General features: G+C 64.9%; 16 protein-coding genes. All 16 read left to right on the top strand.

All coding sequences use genetic code 11. The features are described 5' to 3' along the window. Nucleotides 1-32: 32 nt before the first annotated feature. The 16 genes from tsaE (at nucleotide 33) to FB460_RS04885 (ending at nucleotide 18,195) form a co-directional block, all read left to right on the top strand. Nucleotides 33-1,085 (top strand): tRNA (adenosine(37)-N6)-threonylcarbamoyltransferase complex ATPase subunit type 1 TsaE, encoded by a 1,053-nt coding sequence (tsaE, locus tag FB460_RS04960; RefSeq protein ID WP_246044246.1) that lies wholly within the window; start codon nucleotides 33-35, stop codon nucleotides 1,083-1,085. 1 nt (nucleotide 1,086) lies between these two features. Continuing rightward, the gene (gene tsaB, locus FB460_RS04955; RefSeq protein ID WP_142092947.1) at nucleotides 1,087-1,701 is read left to right on the top strand and encodes a tRNA (adenosine(37)-N6)-threonylcarbamoyltransferase complex dimerization subunit type 1 TsaB; all 615 of its coding nucleotides are present in this window, start codon (nucleotides 1,087-1,089) and stop codon (nucleotides 1,699-1,701) included. Nucleotides 1,702-1,775: 74 nt separating this feature from the next. Then, the gene (locus tag FB460_RS04950; protein ID WP_170209949.1) at nucleotides 1,776-2,252 is read left to right on the top strand and encodes a GNAT family N-acetyltransferase; all 477 of its coding nucleotides are present in this window, start codon (nucleotides 1,776-1,778) and stop codon (nucleotides 2,250-2,252) included. Next, on the top strand, nucleotides 2,236-3,294 hold the full coding sequence (gene tsaD, locus FB460_RS04945; protein WP_142092945.1) for a tRNA (adenosine(37)-N6)-threonylcarbamoyltransferase complex transferase subunit TsaD: 1,059 nt from the start codon (nucleotides 2,236-2,238) through the stop codon (nucleotides 3,292-3,294). The genes FB460_RS04950 and tsaD overlap by 17 nt, the downstream gene beginning before the upstream one ends. Before the next feature lie 295 nt (nucleotides 3,295-3,589). Beyond that, complete coding sequence (locus tag FB460_RS04940) at nucleotides 3,590-4,927, top strand: THUMP-like domain-containing protein (RefSeq protein ID WP_142092944.1); 1,338 nt, start codon at nucleotides 3,590-3,592, stop codon at nucleotides 4,925-4,927. A gap of 106 nt (nucleotides 4,928-5,033) precedes the next feature. Further along, nucleotides 5,034-5,330, top strand: coding sequence for a co-chaperone GroES (groES, locus tag FB460_RS04935; RefSeq protein WP_142092943.1), 297 nt, complete (start codon nucleotides 5,034-5,036; stop codon nucleotides 5,328-5,330). Between the two features lie 110 nt (nucleotides 5,331-5,440). Beyond that, the gene (groL, locus tag FB460_RS04930) at nucleotides 5,441-7,030 is read left to right on the top strand and encodes a chaperonin GroEL (RefSeq protein ID WP_142092942.1); all 1,590 of its coding nucleotides are present in this window, start codon (nucleotides 5,441-5,443) and stop codon (nucleotides 7,028-7,030) included. A 152-nt stretch (nucleotides 7,031-7,182) separates the two neighbouring features. Further along, entirely contained in the window at nucleotides 7,183-7,980 is a 798-nt protein-coding gene (locus FB460_RS04925; protein WP_142092941.1) for a YwiC-like family protein, read from the top strand. 260 nt (nucleotides 7,981-8,240) lie between these two features. Further along, nucleotides 8,241-9,782, top strand: coding sequence for a polyprenol phosphomannose-dependent alpha 1,6 mannosyltransferase MptB (gene mptB, locus FB460_RS04920; protein ID WP_142092940.1), 1,542 nt, complete (start codon nucleotides 8,241-8,243; stop codon nucleotides 9,780-9,782). 16 nt (nucleotides 9,783-9,798) lie between these two features. After that, nucleotides 9,799-10,758 carry a TIGR01777 family oxidoreductase gene (locus FB460_RS04915; RefSeq protein WP_142092939.1) on the top strand — a complete coding sequence of 320 codons (960 nt, stop codon included), beginning with the start codon at nucleotides 9,799-9,801 and terminating at the stop codon, nucleotides 10,756-10,758. Then, complete coding sequence (gene guaB, locus FB460_RS04910; RefSeq protein WP_425466961.1) at nucleotides 10,755-12,275, top strand: IMP dehydrogenase; 1,521 nt, start codon at nucleotides 10,755-10,757, stop codon at nucleotides 12,273-12,275. Before FB460_RS04915 ends, guaB begins: the two co-directional genes overlap by 4 nt. Nucleotides 12,276-12,280: 5 nt before the next feature. Then, nucleotides 12,281-13,387 (top strand): GuaB3 family IMP dehydrogenase-related protein, encoded by a 1,107-nt coding sequence (locus FB460_RS04905; RefSeq protein ID WP_142092938.1) that lies wholly within the window; start codon nucleotides 12,281-12,283, stop codon nucleotides 13,385-13,387. Nucleotides 13,388-13,680: 293 nt separating this feature from the next. Then, entirely contained in the window at nucleotides 13,681-14,178 is a 498-nt protein-coding gene (gene nrfH / locus FB460_RS04900) for a cytochrome c nitrite reductase small subunit (RefSeq protein ID WP_142092937.1), read from the top strand. A 5-nt stretch (nucleotides 14,179-14,183) separates the two neighbouring features. After that, complete coding sequence (locus tag FB460_RS04895) at nucleotides 14,184-15,644, top strand: ammonia-forming cytochrome c nitrite reductase subunit c552 (RefSeq protein WP_142092936.1); 1,461 nt, start codon at nucleotides 14,184-14,186, stop codon at nucleotides 15,642-15,644. Between the two features lie 162 nt (nucleotides 15,645-15,806). Beyond that, nucleotides 15,807-16,658 carry a tetratricopeptide repeat protein gene (locus FB460_RS04890; RefSeq protein ID WP_142092935.1) on the top strand — a complete coding sequence of 284 codons (852 nt, stop codon included), beginning with the start codon at nucleotides 15,807-15,809 and terminating at the stop codon, nucleotides 16,656-16,658. A gap of 1 nt (nucleotide 16,659) precedes the next feature. Beyond that, a complete protein-coding gene (locus FB460_RS04885) occupies nucleotides 16,660-18,195 on the top strand; it encodes a cytochrome c biogenesis ResB family protein (RefSeq protein ID WP_142092934.1) in 1,536 nt (511 codons plus the stop codon).

Raw genomic sequence — 18,195 nt, 5'->3', positions numbered from 1 at the left:
AACGGTGTGGGTCGCCCCGGTAGGATTGGCAGGTGACCCACATCGAGGACCTGCGTATCGAGCGTGCGCACGAAACAGACGCCGACGACATCGTCGGGGTCATCCATGCTGCGTTCGGCGCGCGTGCATCGGTTTCCCCACCACCTCCGGCGCTGGCCGAGACCTCGGCCACGATCGCTGCCGAGATCGCTGAAGGCAGTGGAGTGGTGGCCCGCGTCGCAGGCCGTATCGTGGGTGTGATCCTGGTGGCGACCGATGACGGCAGGCGTGCGTCCCTGCGGCGGGTGTCGGTGCATCCCGACTTCCAGAAGGCTGGTGTGGCGTCGGCGATGGTTCCGGCCGCCGACCAGATCGCGGCGAGCATGGGATGTCGCGCCGGTGCCTTGGTGGTCCGACGGGAATTCCCTGGGTTGCTCGCATGGTGGCAGCGCTGTGGGTATCACGTGGTGCGTACCGACGACCTGCTCTATCACCTCGAACGCAAACTCCCGGTGATCGTGCGCGTCCCCGATGCCGATGCCATGCGCGGTCTCGGCCGGCGTCTGGCCGCGATCGTGCGCAGTGGTGACCTCATCATGCTCGAAGGTGAGCTTGGAGCAGGCAAGACCACATTCGCGCAGGGCTTCGGTGCAGGGCTCGGCATCACCGCACCGATCACTTCACCGACGTTCGTCCTTTCCCATGTGCACGCAGCGCCGGATGGTCCCGACCTCGTTCACGTCGATGCCTACCGGTTGGCCGATGCCGACGAGCTCGATGATCTCGATCTTGCCAGCAGTGCGACCGAGCAGGTGTTCCTCATCGAGTGGGGCGAGGGCAAAGCCGAGCATTTGGCGCAGGACCGGCTGTGGGTTGTCATCGATCGTTCTTCGCAGTCCGATGAACGCATCGTGGTGCTCGATGGGCACGGCGATCGCTGGGCAATCGATCTCGAGGAAGCACTGGGGCTCACGCCACCGAGCGGGTATGGACTCCACGAATTCCCGAGTGGGGCAATCGTGGAGCAGCACCAGAAAGCCCCGGGCGAGAACACTCCGGGCCAGAACATCCCGGGTGAGAACACCCCGAGCCAGGAGGAAGGCTGACATGGTCACGATCGCGCTGGACACCTCGCTGGATGTGCGTGTCGCCGTCTGTGACGGCGCCGATGTGCTTGCCACACGAGGATTCGAAGACCCTCGCGCCCATGTCGAGCAGTTGACCCCGCTGCTGGATGAGGCGTTCGAAGAGGCGGGTCGGCCCCAGATCACGCGCGTGGTGGTGGGGATCGGGCCCGGGCCGTTCACTGGGCTTCGGGTTGGGATCGCTGCGGCACAGGTACTGGCGTTCCTGCATGGCGCTGAGTTGGTGGCGGTGTGCTCGTTGGATGTGCTCGCCAAGCAGGTGTCGTGTGACGGTGAGTTCAGTGTGGTCACCGATGCGCGGCGTGGGGAGTGGTATCACGCCCGTTATGCGGCGGGGGAACGTATCGGCGAGCCTGCTGTCTCGGTGCCCGATGTGGTTCCCGGACCGCATGTGGGGCCGGTCGTCGAGGGCGCAGGTCATGTGGGTCATCTTGATCCGGTCGTGCTCGCCACTGGCGACTTCCCGGTCATGCCACCGCAGGCCTTGTACCTGCGGGACCCTGATGCGAAGGTGCCGACCCGCCGTAAATCGGCGCTCGTCCCCGGTCTTGTGCTTCCGGCCGGGGGTACGCGCTGATGGGCGCGCAAAACCCCCGCTTCAGCGAACCGTTGAGGGAAGATTTCCCTCTTGAGTCCGTGGAGAGGCCGTTTGTGCGAGCATCCCTGCGGTTCGCCACTCCTGATGACCTTGATGCCATCGTCGCTCTCGAAGAAGCCTTCCCCGTCAGGGAACGGTGGAGCAGGGATGCCTGGTTCCACGAGCTCGAAGCGGACAATCGCTGGGTGCAGGTGGCCGAGTGCCCTGGGGCGAGCGGGATCCTGGGGGTCATCACGGTGCAGATCATCGGGGGAGTGGCGGATCTCAACCGCATCATCGTGGCGCCGGAGATGCGTGGACACGGTGTGGGTGCGGAGCTGCTCCGGGCCGGGATCGAAGACGCGAACTCAGCCGAGGCCGACGAGATGCTGTTGGAGGTCCGGCACGACAACCGGGCCGCACACGCTCTGTACGCGCGGGCGGGGTTCACCGAGATAGCGCGCCGCACGGATTACTACGGCACGGGCGTGGACGCCGTGGTGCTGCGGCTCGAACTGGCCGAGGAGGATGACGATGACGAAAACCAATGACCGGGGGCCGTTGGTCCTGGGGATCGAGACCTCGTGTGACGAGACCGGGGTCGGTATCGTCCGCGGCCACGAACTCCTCGCGCATGAGGTGGCTTCGTCGATGGAGCAACACATGCGGTTCGGCGGGGTGGTCCCCGAGATCGCAGCCCGGGCGCACCTCGAGGCCATGACGCCGACGCTACAGCGGGCCCTCGCTTCTGCCGATGTCGACGTCTCGGAGTTGGACGCCATCGCCGTCACCGCGGGCCCGGGGCTCATGGGCGCCCTCGTGGTCGGTATCTCCGCAGCCAAGACGCTCGCACTCGCCACGGGGAAGCCGCTCTACGGGGTGAACCATCTGGTCGGGCATGTCGCCGTCGACACCGTTGAGCACGGGGCTTTGCCTCGACCTTCCGGGGCTCTGCTCGTTTCGGGGGGCCACACATCGCTGCTGCGCGTCGACGATGTGGCACGTGATGTGACCATGATCGGCCAGACCATCGACGATGCCGCCGGGGAGGCCTACGACAAGGTCGCACGTCTGCTCGGATTGTCGTATCCCGGTGGGCCGATCATCGACAGGATGGCTGCCGAGGGCGATCCCAAGGCGATCCGGTTCCCGCGGGGGCTCACCGCCCGCCATGACCTCGAGAAGCACCGTTTCGACTACTCGTTCTCCGGTCTCAAGACCGCAGTGGCGCGGTGGGTCGAGAAGGCCGAGCGCGATGGATGCGAGATCCCCGTCGCTGACGTGTGTGCGTCCTTCCAAGAAGCGGTGGCGGATGTGCTCACCGCGAAGGCCGTCGATCTGTGCCGACGTGACGGGCTCGAACACTTCGTGCTCGGTGGTGGTGTGGCGGCGAACTCGCGTCTGCGCACACTTCTGGAAGACCGTCTGCGCGAGATCGGCGTCGAGCTGCGTCGCCCCCGCCCGGGGCTGTGCACCGACAATGGCGCGATGATCGCAGCTCTCGGTTCGGCCGTGGTGCAAGCCGACCTGCCGCCCTCGCCCCTTGACTTCTCGGCTCACTCCAGCCTTCCTGTCTCCACGGTGCTCGTCTGACGCGACGCCCTGCTCGGACGGCCCGCTTCGGCTGTGCCTCACCTCTGCGTTGTGCCGCGTCTGTCCGGCAGGACGTAGAGGTGGGGCGTGAGTGTGGGTGTGGTGTGGCCCAGCGTGACGTTGTGCCGTGTCTGCTCGGCAGGACGTAGAGGTGGGGCGTGAGTGTGGGTGTGGTGTGGCCCAGCGTGACGTTGTGCCGTGTCTGCTCGGCAGGACGTAGAGGTGGGGCTGGATCGGCGGCAACGCGACGCCCTGCACTTCCATAAGCCCTGCACTTCCATGTGATGCTGGGGCGGTGGACGCAGATCTGGCACGACGACTAGTGGGGCCCGAGGGTGCGAAGGCATTGGAGCTGGCCGAGCGCCAGGCCGATCCCGGTTCGCTGGCCGCTGCGACGGCGCTGCGACGTGATTTCGCCCCGGAACTCGCGGCGGCGGCGTTGGAGCAGGTCACGCTTCGGCGCAGAGCCCGAGGCAAGCTGGGGGCCGATGCGGGGACGCTTTTCCTGACCGCGGACGGGCTCGAACAGGCCACCCGGCCGGCGGTCGCTCGGGTGCGGGCACAGATGATGTGGGACGCCGGTGTGCGGAGGGTCGCTGACCTCACTTGCGGTCTTGGTCTCGATGCGCGAGCCATGATGCAGGCCGGTATCGACGTGCGGGCCCTCGAACTTGACCCTGCGACGGCAGTGTTCGCCGAGGTCAATCTCGCGGTCAACAGATCGCAGAACGTCGATGAGCCGACTGTGAATTCAGATTCTTCGGGCTCGAAGGCTGGAGAGGTCGAGGCAGTGGGGGTGTGGGAAGACTCAGCCGATGCCGATGCCGATGCCGATGCCGATGCCGATGCCGATGGTGCCGTGCCGGGGCGTGCCGAGGTGATTTTGGCCGATGCCACGACGTTCACCCCGGATGACGACGAGACCGTCTTCCTCGATCCGGCACGTCGCGGTGCTCGGGGCAGGTCATGGCGGCTCGAGGATCTGATTCCTGGGTGGGAGTTCGTGCGTTCCCATCTCGAGCGTGGGGCCTGGGCCAAGCTCGGCCCGGGGTTGCCGCACCGGGAGATCCCCGAGGGATGCTCGGCCGAATGGATCCAGCATGACGGCGACCTGGTGGAGGTCCTGCTGAGTCCGGGCTCCGGCCGCGCGGCGTTGCTGCTCGATGACGCCGGAGCCACCCGCGTCTTCGCCGATGCCATGCATGCCCCCGTCCGGGACTTGGGGGATTGGGTCGCTGAGCCTGATCCCGCACTGATCCGCTCCGGCGCCTTGGGAGCCGTGGCCGCTGCCACCGGGTTGGGGCGAATTGCTCCCGACATCGCCTACCTCACCGGCGAGAGGCGCGTGGAGCATCCGGGGCTGACATGGTTCGAGGTCCGCGAAGTGCTGCCCTTCCGGGTCAAAGACCTGAAGGCGTGGGTTCGGGAGAACCGGGTCGGCACCCTCGAGATCAAGAAACGCGGAGTGGACGCCGATCCCGCCGCGTTACGGAAATCGTTGCGGCCCAGGGGGCCTGGTGCCGCGACGCTGATCATCACACCCACCACGGGTCGAACCAGCGTTCTGGTCGTCGAGCGGAGCCAGGACCCGCATTTGGCACTCCACTTGAACGAGTGCCAGAACAGGGGCTAGATTCGCGTTAGCACTCCACCACGGAGTGTGCCAACGCTCGGGCGGCACCCGCGACGACGCCACGGGCACCTGACATACGTAGTGAACGAACAGAAAGGGGTTTGTCGTGGCAGTCACGATCAAGCCGCTCGAGGACCGTGTCCTCGTGGAGCCGCTCGAGGCCGAGCAGACCACCGCTTCGGGTCTGGTGATCCCGGACACCGCGAAGGAGAAGCCGCAGGAGGGCAAGGTCGTTGCGACCGGCCCCGGCCGCATCGACGACAACGGCAAGCGTGTGGAGATGGATGTCAAGGAGGATGACGTCGTCATCTTCTCCAAGTACGGCGGCACCGAGGTCAAGTACGACGGCAAGGAGTACCTGCTCCTCAATGCCCGTGACATCCTCGCCGTCGTCGCAAAGTGACGCTGAGTTCCGCACGTCGCAAAGTGACGCTGAGTTCTGCACGTCGCCAAGTGACGCTGAGTTCCGCACGTCACCACGTGATCATTCGAATCCTCTGAGGAGTCCCACACATGCCAAAGATCCTTCAGTTCGACGAGGAGGCGCGTCGCTCGCTTGAGCGTGGCGTCGACATCCTCGCCAACACCGTGAAGGTGACCCTCGGCCCCAAGGGCCGTTACGTCGTGCTCGACAAGCAGTGGGGTGCCCCCACGATCACGAACGACGGCGTGACCGTCGCCCGTGAGGTCGAGTGCAACGATCCCTACGAGAACCTTGGCGCGCAGCTCGCCAAGGAGGTCGCCACCAAGACCAACGACATCGCCGGTGACGGGACCACGACCGCCACAGTCCTGGCCCAGGCGCTCGTGCACGAAGGCCTGCGCGCTGTGGCGTCGGGATCCAACCCCGTCGAACTCAAGCGCGGTATCGACCAGGCCGTCGAGGCCATCAACGCCCGCCTCCTGGAGAACGCCAAGGAGGTTCACTCGACCGACGAGATGTCCAAGGTCGCCACGATCTCCTCGCGTGACGACGAGATCGGTCGTCTCATCGCTGACGCTTTCGACAAGGTCGGCAAGGACGGCGTCATCACCGTCGACGAATCGCAGACCTTCGGAACCGAGCTCGACTTCACCGAAGGCATGCAGTTCGACAAGGGCTACCTCTCGCCCTACATGGTGACCGACACCGAGCGTATGGAGGCCGTGCTCGAGGATCCCTACATCCTCATTCACAGCGGCAAGATCTCCTCGATGAACGATCTGCTCCCGTTGTTGGAGAAGGTCATCGGCGCTTCGGGGTCGCTGTTCATCGTGGCCGAGGACGTCGAGGGCGAAGCCCTGTCGACGCTCGTGGTCAACAAGATCCGTGGCACGTTCACCTCGGTTGCCGTCAAGGCTCCCGCCTTCGGTGATCGTCGCAAGGCCATGCTGGAGGACATCGCGATCCTGACCGGTGGTCAGGTCGTGGCTCCCGAGGTCGGTCTCAAGCTCGACCAGGTGGGTCTGGAGGTGCTCGGCCGCGCCAAGCGCGTCGTCGTCACCAAGGACAACACCACGATCGTCGATGGTGCTGGTGACAGCGCCGACGTCGAGGGCCGCGTCAAGCAGCTCCACGATCAGGCTGCGGCGACCGATTCGGACTGGGATCGCGAGAAGCTCCAGGAGCGCATCGCGAAGCTCGCCGGTGGCGTCTGTGTCATCCGTGTGGGCGCTGCCACCGAGGTGGAGCTCAAGGAGAAGAAGCACCGTATCGAGGACGCCGTCTCGGCCACTCGTGCGGCCATCGAGGAGGGAATCGTCGCCGGTGGTGGCGCTTCCCTGATTCACGCCGCCAAGGCCGTGGATTCCCTCGAGCTCTCCGGTGACGAGGCCGTGGGCGCCAAGCTCGTGGCCAGGTCGGTCGTCGAGCCGCTGCGTTGGATCGCCGAGAACGGTGGGGAGCAGGGGTACGTCATCACCTCACGTGTTGCCGAGATGGAGCCCGGTGAGGGCTACAACGCGGCCACCGGGGAGTACGGCAACCTCATCGAGGTCGGCGTCATCGACCCGGTGAAGGTGACCCGCTCCGCGCTCACCAATGCCGCCTCGATCGCGGCCATGCTGCTCACCACCGAGACCCTGGTGGTGGACAAGCCCGAGGATCAGGACGACGAGGACTGAGCGAATCGTCTGATTCTGACTGGAATCAGTGAAGGCCCCGGTCGGCGCGTTCGCGTCGGCCGGGGCCTTTGCCGTTCGCCCTGGTTTTTGCGTTGAACGGCCCTTCGGTGGTGACCAGAAAAACTCTTGCTGAAATATGAGAAAATTCTTCCATGGCGAAGGGTAAACGTCGGTCATGGGTTCCGAACCAGCATGGTGCGTGGGCGATGGTGGCTGCTCCGCCGTTGTTGGGGATTGTTCTCGGTGGGGCGTCGTGGATCCATCTGCCGCTGTTGGCTGCCTGGTGGGTCGGCTATTTCGCCTATTTCTCCTTGACGCAGTGGCTTGCCTCCAAGGGGCGGCGCAATGGCGTGCCCCTTCGGAATCTCGGTGTGGCGACGGCCCTGCTGGTCTTGGTGAGCGTGGTCGCCGCGCCCGAATTGTGCTGGTGGGCCATCGCCTATCTGCCCTTGGTGTCCATTGCGATCAACGAGTCCCGATGCCGTCGTGACCGCGGCGTGGTGAACGACACCGTCACCGTTCTTGCGGCCGGACTCATGGCCCCGGTTGTCTTCACCGCGGGGACCGGTGATGCTCCTTGGCAGATCTCCGGTGGGGTCTGGGTGCTCAGCGGATTGCTCGCCGCGTACTTCCTCGGCACCGTTCCCTACGTGAAGACGAACATTCGTGAACGGGGTTCGAGGGCCTGGCTCATCGGGTCGGTGCTCTACCACGTCGGCGGCATCATGGCTGCGGCGTTCGCTGCCGCGGCGGGGTTCACCGGGGCGGCTCACATCGTGGTCTGGGTGCTCCTCGCCATCCGTGCCGGAATGGTTCCCGTGCTCCGGGCGCGGGCGTCGGCCGTGGCGGGAGTTCGCGCCAAGCGGTGGGCCATGATCATCGGAGTGGGGGAGATCGTCGCCACGATCGCGGTGTTCCTGACCTTGTCGCCACGGTTGTGGTGTTCCTGACCTTGTCGCCACGGTTGTGGTGTTCCTGACATGTCGCCACGGTTGTGGTGCTCCTGACATGCCGTGAGGGGCAGGTGGATCGCGCGTCGCGGTGGCCGTGTGTCGGCAATCTCCGCAGGTCGAGCCTCGTGCGGTCTCTTCGTAGTGATGTCGTTACTGCCTCGGCGCATGGTTCATGTGCGAAAGCACTACGATGTCCGGGGCGATGGATCGCCCTTGGACCGCCAGACCCCGACCGTCCGATGCAGAAATGAGGCCGCGTGGCACACAACGATGCGTCAGCGGCGTCCGCTGCGGCCATGCCGTGGTGGCGTCGGCGTGGTGTGCTCTCTGGATTTCTGGGCACGGTCCTGATCTCCATCGCGGTATTGACGCCAGGGTTCGTTCCGAATGACATCCTTGACCGCAGCACACCCCTGCGGTGGCTGCGTGTCGTCCTCGATCTGCAGGTCGGCCGCGTTGTCATGGCTGTCGGCCTGGTGTTGTTGTTCCGCGGATGGGTGCTGGTCCGCCCGGCCGCTGATCCGACGCTGCGTCTTGGGCGAGTTCTGACGCTGTGGGCGCTGCCGATGCTCGTCGTGCCGCCCGTCTTCAGCTCCGATGCCTTCCTGTACGCCGATCAGGGATGGATCATCCATCTCGGCGAGCATCCTTACTACTCGCCTTTGGCGGAGATGGGCGGACCGTTCGCCGAGAACGTGCATCCGGTCTGGAAGGGGACCACTGCGGTCTATCCGCCGTTGGCGCTGCTGAGTCAGTATGTGGTCGCATGGGCCACCGGGTTCCATGCCTACTGGTCGGTGATCGCGATGCGCATCCCCGTGCTGCTGGCCGTGGCGGTCATGGCCTGGGCGGTGCCGCGTCTGGCTCGTGCCCATGGGGCCGATCCACGTACGGCCCTGTGGGTGGGGGTCCTCAACCCGCTGGTCGTCATCCATTTCATCGGAGGTGCCCACAACGATGCGGGCATGGTCGCTCTTGTCACCCTGGCCATGCTGGCGGCAACGCGCTGGGGGAAGGCCGGGCTCGTGCTGGGGTCCGTCCTCGTCGCACTCGGGGCCGGCTTCAAGCAGCCGGGCCTGATCGCGTTCATCGCGGTGGGTCTGGTCTCAGTGGCCCCGACGCTGGGGCGGTTGACGCTCGTTCGACGTTTCTGGCGCATGTTCGCGTATGTCGGCGCAGCGGGGGTCATCACCGCCGCCACGTTCATCGCGATGTCGGAGCTCACCTTCGGGTTCGGGTGGCGGCATGCCACGAACATCGGCGAGCTCACCTGGGGCATGTCACCGGCAAGCGTCGTGGAGCAGATCATCGGGCCGTTCGTCCGGCTTTTCAGCGACTACCCCCTGCTTCCGGTGATCGCCAAGATCTTCACCGTGGTGGCCCTGCTGACCGCAGCGGTGTTCGCCTGGTACTTCTTCTTCTCCGATCACATCGCACCCCGGCGTGTCCCCGAGCGCGCCGAGCATGCAGCGGCCAATGACAAGGATTTCACCAGTCATCCGATCCGTTGGCTTGTCTGGGCGTTCAACGCCATCGCGTTCTCCGGCGCGGGCTTCCACACCTGGTACATGATCTGGGGCGGGTCCATGTTCGGCGTCCTGCGTTATTCCGACCGCATCCTGCGGTGGGCCATTGCGGCCTGCATCATGTTCGTGGTTGTGCAGGGCGGCTTGGAGTACTACGCGCTGCGGCCCATTCCCGGTTGGCTCCTTGGCGCTGGGCTTGGATGGATATTCTTGGCGCGAACCCGGCACATGCGGATCAATCCGTGTGCCGACGCTGCGTCCGAGGGATCCTGATGAAGGAGGAGTCCTGATGAGAATCGCCGTCTCCGGGGCGTCCGGTCTGCTCGGTTCTGCTCTGGTGGGTGCGCTCGAACCGGCGCATGAGGTGGTGCGTCTGGTGCGGCGTGCCCCGACGAGTTATGTGGAGCGACGCTGGGATCCGTCACGGGGAATCATCGAAGGGCAGGGGCTGGCCGATGTCGACGCGGTCATCAACCTGTCGGGGGCCGGCTTGGCGGATGCGCGTCTGACGCCCGCCCGTAAGCACCTGCTGCTGGAATCCCGCGTGCGCCCGACAGCCACGTTGCATCGTTACGCCGCTGAATCGGAGCGTTGTACGGCGATGTTGAGTGCCTCGGCCGTCGGCTATTACGGCAACACCGGTGATGAGGTGGTCGATGAGTCCGACGCCAATGGGCGTGGTTTCCTCGCCGGTCTGGTGACACAGTGGGAGGGTTCCGCACCGCAGGCCGAGGGGCTGCAGGTCTCGTGGCTCCGTACCGGTCAGGTGCTCACGCGACGCGGGGGAGTGCTCGGCAAGCAAGCGCCTCTGTTCCGCATGGGGCTGGGTGGGATCATCGGCGATGGTCAGCAGTGGATCTCGTGGATCTCGTGTGATGACTGGGTGCGTGCGGTGAGGTGCGTGCTGGAGCGCGGCATCGTCGGCCCGGTCAACCTCGTCAGCCCCAACCCCGTCACCAACGAAGATTTCACCGAGAGGCTCGGCCACGTCCTGCGGCGTCCGACGCGGGTGCCGTTGCCCTTGCCGCTGGTGCGCCGCGTCCTGGGGCATGAGTTGGTCAACGAGGCACTCCTGTTCAGCACGCGGGCGGTCCCGCGGGTTCTGGAAGACGAGGGATTCGTGTTTGACCACCCCGACCTCGGCGTCGCCCTGCGAGCGTTGTATCGCAGCGGTCGTCACCGACGCGATCGGGAGAAGACCGACGAAGATTCCGTAGTGACCGACCCAGAAGTGGAGGCCTCACCATGACCGAACCCGACCGCAATGCCTTCGGCGTGCCGCCCATGTTCGCCGACCTGGGGCTGACCTTCGACGATGTGCTGCTTCAGCCCAATGAATCCGATGTCATCCCCTCCGAGGTGGACACCACCACACGGTTGTCGAAGAACGTTTCGGTCCGTCTGCCCCTGATCTCGGCGGCGATGGACACCGTGACCGAGGCGCGCATGGCGGTCGCCATGGCCCGTGAGGGCGGTATGGGCATTCTGCACCGCAACCTTTCGATCGACGAACAGGCGTCGATGGCCGATCAGGTCAAACGGTCCGAGGCGGGGATGATCCTCGAGCCGATCACGATCACCGCCGACAAGACGATCGGTGAGGTGGATGAGCTGTGTGGGCACTTCCGCATCTCGGGCGTGCCCGTGGTGGACGACGACATGAAGCTGCTGGGCATCGTCACCAACCGTGACATGCGTTTCGAGGCCGATCCCCGGCGTCTGGTGCGCGATGTGATGACGCCGATGCCGTTGGTCACCGGTCATGTCGGCATCAAACCGGATGACGCCATGGCGCTGCTGGCGAAGCACAAGATCGAGAAGCTTCCCCTGGTGGACGCCGACGGGCGCTTGCAGGGGCTCATCACGCTCAAGGACTTCGTGAAGTCCGATCAGTATCCGTTGGCGTCGAAGGATCCGAAGGGGCGTCTGCGCGTGGGGGCCGGAGTCGGGTTCTTCGGCGACTCGTGGGAGCGTGCGATGAGCCTGTGTGAGGCGGGCGTGGACGTGCTGGTCGTGGACACCGCTCACGGCCATTCGCGGGGCGTGACCGACATGATCCGGCGGCTCAAGGCCGATCCGGCCTGCAAGGACGTCGACATCATCGGAGGCAACATCGCCACCGCCGCCGGTGCGAAGGCCCTGTGCGAGGCGGGTGCCGATGGCATCAAGGTCGGCGTCGGGCCGGGCTCGATCTGCACCACACGTGTGGTGGCCGGTGTCGGCGTGCCGCAGGTGACCGCCATCCATGACGCTGCCTCGGTGGCGCGTCAGTATGGGGTTCCGGTGATCGGCGACGGCGGCCTGCAGTACTCCGGGGACATCGCCAAGGCGATCGTGGCCGGTGCAGACGCCGTGATGCTCGGCTCGCTGCTGGCTGGCTGCACCGAGTCGCCCGGTGAGCTCACCTTCATCAACGGCAAGCAGTACAAGATGTACCGCGGGATGGGCTCGATGGGGGCCATGGCCGCTCGGGGACGCAAGGCCTCGTACTCGAAGGACCGTTATTTCCAGGGTGATGTGACCAGCGACGACAAGCTCGTGCCGGAGGGAATCGAGGGTCAGGTGGCGTATCGCGGGCCTTTGGCTGCGGTGGCCTACCAGCTCGTTGGAGGCCTGCGTCAGTCGATGTTCTACAGTGGCGCGTCCACCATCGCGCAACTGCAGGAGCGTGGACGTTTCGTCCGCATCACCTCGGCCGGGCTGCGTGAATCGCATCCGCATGACATCCAGATGACGGTGGAAGCACCGAACTACTCCAAGGACTGAATCACATGACGTACGACATCGGCCGCAGCAAGCGAGCCAACCGGGGATTCGGCTTCGACGACATCACGATCGTGCCGCAGCGGCGCACCCGTGGTCTCGAAGAGGTCAATCTGCGCTGGAAGATCGACGCGGTGGAGTTCGATTTCCCAATCATGGGCGCACCCATGGATTCGGTCATGTGCCCCGACACGGTCATCGCCATGGGCCGGATGGGCGGCCTTGGTGTGCTCAATCTGGAGGGTCTGTGGACGCGGTATGCCGATCCGTTGCCGCTGCTGGAGGAGCTCGCCGGCATCGATGATCCGGTGGAGGCCACGCGTCGGATGCAGCAGATCTACTCCGAGCCCATCAAGGGTGAGTTGATAACCGAGCGGATGAAACAGATTCGTGAGGCCGGGGTTCCGGCGGCGGGCTCGCTGTCGCCGCAGAACACCAAGGAGTTCGCTGGGACCGTGGAGAAGGCGGGCGTCGACTTCTTCGTGATCCGGGGCACCACGGTGTCGGCTGAGCACGTGTCGAGTCATGCCGAGCCATTGAATCTGAAGCAGTTCATCTATGATCTCGATGTCCCGGTGATCGTCGGCGGTTGCGCCACGTACCAGATGGGTCTGCACTTGATGCGAACCGGTGCGGCCGGGGTTCTGGTCGGATTCGGTGGGGGAGCGACGCATGCGACCCGCGACGTGCTCGGGATCGCCGTCCCGATGGCCTCGGCGGTGACTGATCTGGCCGAGGCGCGTCGGGATTACATGGATGAGTCCGGTGGGCGTTATGTGCACGTGATCGCCGACGGCTCGTTGGGTACATCCGGCCAGATCGCCAAGGCCATTGCGTGTGGTGCCGACGCGGTCATGGTGGGGACGCCTCTGGCGCGTGCCACCGATGCGCCGGGGCATGGCTGGCACTGGGGCCCGGAGGCCTGGCATGCCGACCTTCCCCGTGGTGAACGTGTGAAGTTCCGTCAGCTCGGTTCGTTCGAGGAGATCATGATGGGGCCTTCGACCGTCGCCGACGGCACCATGAATCTGGTGGGGGCCCTCAAGCGGACGCTGGCCAATACCGGTTACACCGAGGTCAAGGAATTCCAGCGCGTCGATGTGATGGTGAACTGACGGCCAGAAGCGAGTGGCGGCCAGAAGCGAGTGACGGCCAGAAACAAGTCTGCGATGACGGCGCCCCGGCACCTGCCGGGGCGCCGTTGTCGTTCAGCCCTTCTTGGGTGGCGCTCGGGGCCGGATGCTGATCGATTGCCGATGCGCCAGATGTGGTTGAAGCCTTGTGTGTCAGCGGTCACGTGAGCAAAGTCGCGTAGTAGGACGTAGTAGTTCCTAGGTTTTCTTTGTAAAATACGTGGCAGCGGATAGGTCTGACATCCGCTCCCGGATCGGACACGAGGCGGTGGGCGATGAAACGGTTGGTGGCAAGGGTCTGGCACGACTTCACCCATGCGTTCACCGGCTGGACCGGCATCACGCTGGCCGCGTTGCTGGGGGTGATCATCGGAGTGGGCGCTTACACGTTTCACTACGCCGGCATCACCAACTACTTCGGCAATGATCCCGCCACGTGTGCCAGTTGCCATGCGATGCAGGAACAGTACGACGGCTGGGCCCAGGGTCCGCACCATGCGGTGGCCACGTGCAATGACTGCCATGCGCCGCACGACAACGTGGTCCACAAGTACATCAACAAGGCCGAGAACGGTGCTTGGCACTCGTTGAAGTTCACGATTCAGGACTACCCGGAGAACATCAAGATCCGCGACCACAACCGCCGCGTCACTGAAGCCTCCTGCCTTCACTGCCACGGAAACATGGTCGACGACATCACACATGGCCCCGTTCAGGGTGGCGAGGCCGTTTCCTGCATCCGCTGCCACGACGGCGTGGGACACAAGAGGTGACGAAGATGAGTGACAAGTCCGGTGAGAGCAGGCCCCGAGGCGAGAAGGGGCAGAAATTGTGGGTCGGGCCCAAGTCACGGTGGGTTCCGGTCATGGTGCTCGTGGTCGTTGCCGTGGGTGCGGCCGGGCTGACGTGGCTGTTGACGAACATCTTCGATCGTCAGCAGGAGGCCAAGTCGCCCTACAACCAGGTCGTGGCGCTCGATGAGAAGACGTACGACTCCGAGGTGTGGGGCAAGAACTTCCCGAAGCAGTACGAGGGCTTCAAGAAGACCAGTGAGATGAACCCGGACAAGACCGAGCCCCGCGAGCCCACCAAGGACGATCCGCGGACCGAGATCGCAGTGAGCAAGCTCGAGGAGGACCCGCGTCTTGTCACGATGTGGAAGGGGTACGCGTTCTCGGTGGATTACCGGCGTCCCCGCGGTCACGAATACATGCTCGAGGATCAACAGCTCACCAGGCGGATGACCGAGTTCGAGCAGCCCGGAGCCTGCCTGAACTGTCATGTCTCCCTGCCGGAGGTGACCGACTCGCTGGGAGACGGTGACCACGCCAAGGGATGGGCCGAGATGAACAAACTGCCGTACGGCGAGGCGGTCGAGCATGCCGGCGGGCCGATCGGCTGCATCGACTGCCACGATCCCGAGACCATGGAGCTTCGCATCACGCGTCCTGCCTTCGAAGAAGGCATCGCCAAGTACAAGGAGAGCCAGGGCATCAAGGACTTCGACGTGAACACCGATGCGACCCATCAGGAGATGCGCACCTTCGTGTGTGCACAGTGCCACGTCGAGTACTACATGACCCCCGAGGACAAGACGTTGACCTTCCCCTGGGACAACGGGCTCACCGTCGATGACGCCATCGACTACTACGACGAGCACGAGTTCAGTGACTTCGAACACGAGAAGACCGGCGCCAATGTGATTAAGGCCCAGCACCCCGAGTTCGAAACGTGGAGCAACGGCACGCACGCCCAGAACGGCGTCACCTGTGCCGACTGCCATATGCCCTACAAGCGGGATGGTGCAGCGAAGATCTCCGAGCATCAGGTCACCAACCCGATGCGGACCGATGAGGGCATCAACAGCTCGTGCCTGACCTGCCACAACGCCACCGAGGACGAGATGCGCGAACGCGTCGGAACCATCACCGGCCGCTGGCAGGAGTCGAAGGACATGAGCTTCGACGCCTTGGACGCACTCATCGCAGATCTGGACGAGGCGGTCAAGGAGGGACGCTCTGACGAAGAGTTGAAGCTGGCGCGTGAGTACCAGCGTCGGGCGCAGTTCATCATCGACTACTCGGTCTCGGAGAACTCGCACGGCTTCCATGCCCCGCAGTACTCGATCACCATCCTCAACCAGGCCACCGATTACGCACGGAAGGGACAACTTGCCCTGCACGGTGTCGATGTGGACGCCGGGCCGGTGTCCACCACGGCCAAGGTGAACCAGCCCTGAGTGCACCGGGATGCCTGAGTACACGGGATGCCTGAGTACACGGGATGTTGGCCCCGCACGGGTCGGCGGCTCAGCGATGAGCCCCGGCCCGGTGCTCGGGGCCTGAGGAATCGACCCATGGACGACCCGGGGCCGTAGGCCCCCGAAACCAGGAGAGGCATCATGGCGGATGAACCCCGAGACGCCGAGCCCACCCCCGAGATCGCAGATGATGGCATCGAAGCCATCGAGGACCCGACGAGCCTGAGCGAAGACGAAGCCCCCATGCCGCGACGCCGGCCACGGCGGGGTGGACGCAGGAAGCACGGCAGGGCGGCGCGGTCGGCCACACGAGCGTCCGTTGACCGGGCCGAGGGAGAGCGCGAACCGGTGGGGGAGTCGGTCTCCCGTACCGCCAAGCAGATCAACAAGGTGCTCGTCGCCGCTTTGGCCGCTGCGATCGTCATCATCGTTCAGCAGTGGGGCGGCCCGTCGCAGGCCGGCGTCCCCAACGCTGCGGAGATGCCCGACGGGCACCCCGATGTCTCGGAGATGGAAGGTGGCGCGGCCGGTCAGGCCCCTGCCGGTGGGATGAGTGAATTCACCGAGGCCGATCCCGAGAAGGTCGCCGAGCTCGAGAAGAGGATCGAGGAGAACCCGAAGGACATCGCTGCCATGGGCGAACTTGGTTCCCTGCAGCATTCGGCCGGGCAGTGGGAGGAATCCCGCAAATGGCAGGAACGCATCCTCAAGATCGACCCCGACAATGTCGATGCTCTGCTCGCCTTGGGCGTCATCCAGTTCAACACCGATCAGATGGATGAGGCCGAGAAAACGTGGAAGCAGGTGGCGAAGCTTGCCCCCGATCAGCCGCACTCGTACTACAACCTCGGGTTCGTGTACCTGGCCCGTGAGCCTGTCGACCACGATGCCCTGCGCGCCGCGTGGGAGAAGGTGATCGAGCTCGATCCCGACTCCGACATGGCCAAGACCGCGTCCGATCATCTGGGTCGGCTCGAGGAGCAGGAGCGCTGACATGCACAAGGGTGTCTCCAGAAGGGCCGTGCGTCCGGCGGGACAGAGCTCAGATGATCTCGATGTGTCGGTCGGCCAGGTGTTCGGCGGCCTCTATCGATTCCTGTACAACAAACGGGTCGGGCTGACCCTGATCCTTGCGATGTGCGCGCTGTCGTTCGTGGGTGTGATGATCCAGCAGATGCCTGCCGGGGTGCGCGATGACGCCGAGGCGCGCGCGGGTTGGCTGGACCAGGCCCGCGGAGTCTACGGCGGATGGACCGGCGTGCTGGACTTCGTGGGCGCATTCCACATCTTCAGCTCCCCGGTATGGCTGGCAACGATGGCCCTGCTTGCCTTGAGTATCGCGGCCTGCACCACGCATCGTCTCCCGCTGCTGTGGAAGGCGGCCTTCCGTCCCCAGACGCACGTGCGGCCACGGTTCTTCGACCACGCGCGGATGCGAGCCTCGGTGGAGAGTCCGCTGCCGCCGGACGAGGCGATGGAGGCCGCTCGCGGGCTGTTGGAGCGTCGACGCACGCGCGTCATCGTCGATGAGCGCAGTGGGGGCCGCGGGCTCTACGTCGACCAGAACCACTTGGCCCCTTTCGGGACAGTCGCCGCCCACGCCGCGTTCATCCTCATCATGGTGGCGTTCGCGGTCAGTTCGGTGGCCGGCTTTCGTGAGGAGGCCTTCAACCTGACCGTTGGAGTGCCCGAGGAGGTGGGGCATGGCACCGGACTCACTGCGCGCGCCGATTCGTTCACCGATGCCTACGACCAGGAGACCGGTTCGCCGATCGACTATGTCAGCGACCTCACTCTCATGCGGGACGGTGAGGAGGTGGCCCGCCAGGATGTCCGGGTCAACGAACCGCTGATCATCGACGGCGTGTATTTCCACCAGGCGTCCTTCGGTATCGCTGCGGTGGTGGACATCACAGATGAGGCGGGGAAGACGCTGTTCGAGGGAGGAGTGCCGCTGCAGTGGGCCACCGATGACGGGGCACAGCAGTACGGAGTCCACATCCTCGAAGAACAGCAGCTGGAGATCTTCGTCATCAGTGCTGCGTCGGGGCAACGTGTTCCCGGTCTGCAGTCGGGCCAGGTACGGGTGGAGGTCTACCCGTTGGGTTCGGAGACGATGCAGGATCGCGCCGTGCTTGATCCTGGGGAGAGGGCGGAACTCAGCGGAATCGAGATCGGCTTCGATCGGGAGCAGAAGTTCACCACGATGATCGTGAAGAAGGATCCCGGAGCGCCGATCATGTGGATCGGCTGCGCGCTGCTTGCCATCGGCACCTGCCTGACCATGTTCTTCCGGCATCACCGGATCTGGGTGCGGGTCAGCGAATCCGAGGGTGGCTCGCGCATCAAGATCGCCTCGCCCGACCAGACCGATGCGGCGTTCCGTCGACGCTTCGGGGAGCTGGCCGACGAACTCGCCCGAGTCATCGGTCATGAACGAGCCGCCGGTTGTGAACACACAGCCGATGACGTCACATCCGAAACCGCGGAGACCGCCGCCGTCGGCGGGAATGGGAAGAAGGTTGGCTGA

This window comes from Propioniferax innocua (assembly GCF_006716235.1).
GTDB lineage: Bacteria > Actinomycetota > Actinomycetes > Propionibacteriales > Propionibacteriaceae > Propioniferax > Propioniferax innocua.
Note: the sequence above shows the minus strand (reverse complement) of the source record. Positions and strands in the feature narration are given on the sequence as shown.